This window comes from Streptococcus sp. DD11 (genome assembly GCF_001578865.1).
Lineage (GTDB): Bacteria > Bacillota > Bacilli > Lactobacillales > Streptococcaceae > Streptococcus > Streptococcus panodentis.
In genome coordinates this window covers 104,446-107,310 of record NZ_KQ969397.1, presented here as the reverse complement: position 1 = coordinate 107,310, position 2,865 = coordinate 104,446, and the positions used below count along the sequence as shown (strand labels likewise).

The following is a 2,865-nucleotide window of genomic DNA, read 5'->3' as shown; positions in this document are numbered from 1 at the left end:
TTCCCATGGACTTTTACTTTCCTGGTCATGGAAAATCCGGTGATCTGCCGCCGCGCAAGGGATTTGCGGAAAAGTGGCATCAGCCGATTTTAGAGCTGCTGCCGGACATCCAGCTGACCATTCTCATCGGCCAGTATGCTCAGAAATACTACCTGCATCAAAAAGGCAGCGTCAAGCTGACGGACACGGTGCGCAACTATGAGCACTACCTGCCAGACTTTTTCCCGCTGGTCCACCCTTCACCCCGCAATCAAATCTGGATGGCCAAGAATCCTTGGTTTACCGAGCAAGTGATACCGGATTTGCAGGAGCGCGTGCAAAAGATACTTAAAAAATAAAGGAGAAAGCAATGGCATCCAGCAAGGACTATCTGACCTTCATCCTTGGGCAGCTGGCAGACTTGGAGGAGATTCGCTACAGAGCTATGATGGGCGAGTACATCCTTTACTACAAGGAAAAAATAGTGGGCGGTATCTATGATGACCGTCTCTTGGTAAAGCCAGTCAAGGCAGCGCGGGACTTTATGCCCCAAGCCGAGCTGGAGCTGCCCTATCCGGGAGCTAAAGAGATGCTGCTGGTGGACCATGTGGACAGCAAGGACTATCTGACAGGCCTGTTCAAGGCTATGTTTAAGGAGCTGCCCGCTCCGAAAGTTAAAAGAAAAAATAAGCAGCAATCCAGTCTTCCCTGAGGCTGGATTTTAATATGAAAAATGATATGATGATGCATACCCAATGAACATCATCAGTAAACGAGGCAGGAGCAGACAGAATGGCAGAGAGCTGCTCATCCTGTCGCGAGAAATCTCTCTAACTCCTGCACTAATTTAGCTGACGTGGTTTGAAGAGATTTTCGAAGAGAATAAACGAAATCTTTGACAAATAAACTTCTATATCGTAGAATATTAGAAAAATAATTTTATATCCTACATTTGGAACAGGAAGGTAACATGGACAGAAAAATAGACAATGCCGGCTTTTACATTGGAAAGATTCACCGTTTATCAAACCGCTTAATGAATCATATTCTGTCAAAGCGGCAGATGCTGGATTTTAACAGCGAGCAGGGACGTATTCTGCACGCTCTCTGGCAGCAGGATTGGCAGAGCCAGACTGAGCTGGCGGACATGACCGGCCTGACCCTCAATACGCTGACCAAAATGCTGGAGCGCATGATGGCTATGAAGCTGGTGGAGCGCTGTCCGCATGAGAGTGACCGGCGCAAGAAAGTCATCTGTCTGACGGACCACGCCAAGGGACTGCGGGAAGAATACCAGCAGATTTCACAGGAAATGACAGCGATTTTCTATCAGGGCTTTTCCGGACAGGAGATTGCCGATTTTGAGGGCTATCTGGAAAGGATTCTGGGTAATATAGCACAAGCAGGAAAGGACGAAATATGAGTGAATTTTTAAATCTGATCAGCAGGCAGCGGGATTTCTTGCTGGGGCTGGTCTGGGATCATATCTGGATTTCGGGTTTGGCCATTCTTTTGGCCCTTATTCTGGGGGTTGGTCTGGGGATTTTGATTAGCTTCAGGCGGAGCTGGGCATCTCTGGTCATTGGTCTGGTCAATGTCCTCTATACAGTGCCCTCCATTGCCCTGCTGGGGATTTTGATTTCCATTACGGGCATTGGCAATAAAACAGCCATCATCGCCCTGACTCTTTATGCCTTGCTTCCTATGGTTCGAGCGACCTATACTGGGATTACCGGTGTTGAGCCCCTTCTGGTCGAAGCAGCAGAAGGGATGGGCTCGACTCGCCGGCAGATTCTGACCAGGATTCAGCTGCCGCTGGCCTTTCCAGTCATGATGTCGGGTTTTCGCAATATGGTCACTATGACCATCGCCCTGGCTGGGATTGCTTCCTTTGTCGGGGCGGGCGGTCTTGGGGTGGCCATTTACCGCGGGATTACGACCAACAGCCAAGCTCTGACGCTGGCCGGCAGCCTTCTAGTCGCCCTCTTGGCCCTGTTTTTTGACTTTCTCCTTGCTTTCATGGAGCGTTCAGCCGCTGCGCATCGAACAGTGTTGAAAAAGTGGGGGCTGGGGTTAGCTGTTTTCTTGCTGCTGGCAGCAGGAGCGCTGGCTATTTCCCAAATGGCTCAAGGACAGGGAACCATCAAGATTGCCACGAAACCGCAGACTGAGAACTATATTTTGGGTGAAATGCAAAAGCAGGTCATCGAGGAGTACACGGACCTTAAGGCGGAGATGACCAAGGGCGTGGGCGGCGGAACGTCCAATATCCACCCAGCCATGGTCAAGGGAGATTTTGACATCTATGCTGAGTACACGGGCACGATTTGGGAGGTCATCCTTAAAAAGGAAGGCTCCTATGATGAAAGTCAGTTCCAAGAGCTGAGTCAGATCTATCAGCAAGATTACAGTCTGGTCTGGGCCTCTTCCTTTGGTTTTAATAATACCTATGGCCTGGCAGTGCGCAAGGAAATAGCAGAGCAGTACAATCTCAAAACCTACAGCGATTTGGCCAAGGCGGGACCTAATCTCACTTTTGGAGCCGAGTATGACTTTTTCGGCCGCGAGGATGGATTTGCCAAGCTGGAGCAGACTTACGGCATGAAGTTCAAGTCGCAGGTGGATATGGACAGCGGGCTCAAGTATCAGGCTATCCAGTCCGGTCAAGTGGATGTGATGGATATTTTCACTACGGACGGTCAGCTCTATCGTTCTGGCCTAGTCGTCTTAGAGGATGATAAGAAGATGTACCCTTCCTATCGGGCAGGGACCGTCGTGCGGGAGGAGACGCTGGAAAAATATCCGCAGCTGAAAGAAGCGCTGGCTAAGCTGGACGGCATTTTAGATGACAGCAAAATGGCTGAGCTTAACCACAAGGTGGAGACA

At 49.9% G+C, this 2,865-nt stretch carries 4 protein-coding genes; all 4 read left to right on the top strand.

Annotated features, from left to right (window positions below):
* The coding region (locus STRDD11_RS11540) for a uracil-DNA glycosylase family protein (protein WP_206512713.1) at positions 1-338 on the top strand (338 nt) is incomplete at its 5' end.
* Between the two features lie 11 nt (positions 339-349).
* Positions 350-691, top strand: coding sequence for a TfoX/Sxy family protein (locus STRDD11_RS11535; RefSeq protein ID WP_128837417.1), 342 nt, complete (start codon positions 350-352; stop codon positions 689-691).
* Between the two features lie 258 nt (positions 692-949).
* Positions 950-1,402 (top strand): MarR family winged helix-turn-helix transcriptional regulator, encoded by a 453-nt coding sequence (locus STRDD11_RS11530; RefSeq protein WP_128837416.1) that lies wholly within the window; start codon positions 950-952, stop codon positions 1,400-1,402.
* A partial coding sequence (locus STRDD11_RS11525) for an ABC transporter permease/substrate-binding protein (protein WP_128837494.1) occupies positions 1,399-2,865 on the top strand: 1,467 nt, incomplete at its 3' end. The genes STRDD11_RS11530 and STRDD11_RS11525, both read left to right, overlap by 4 nt.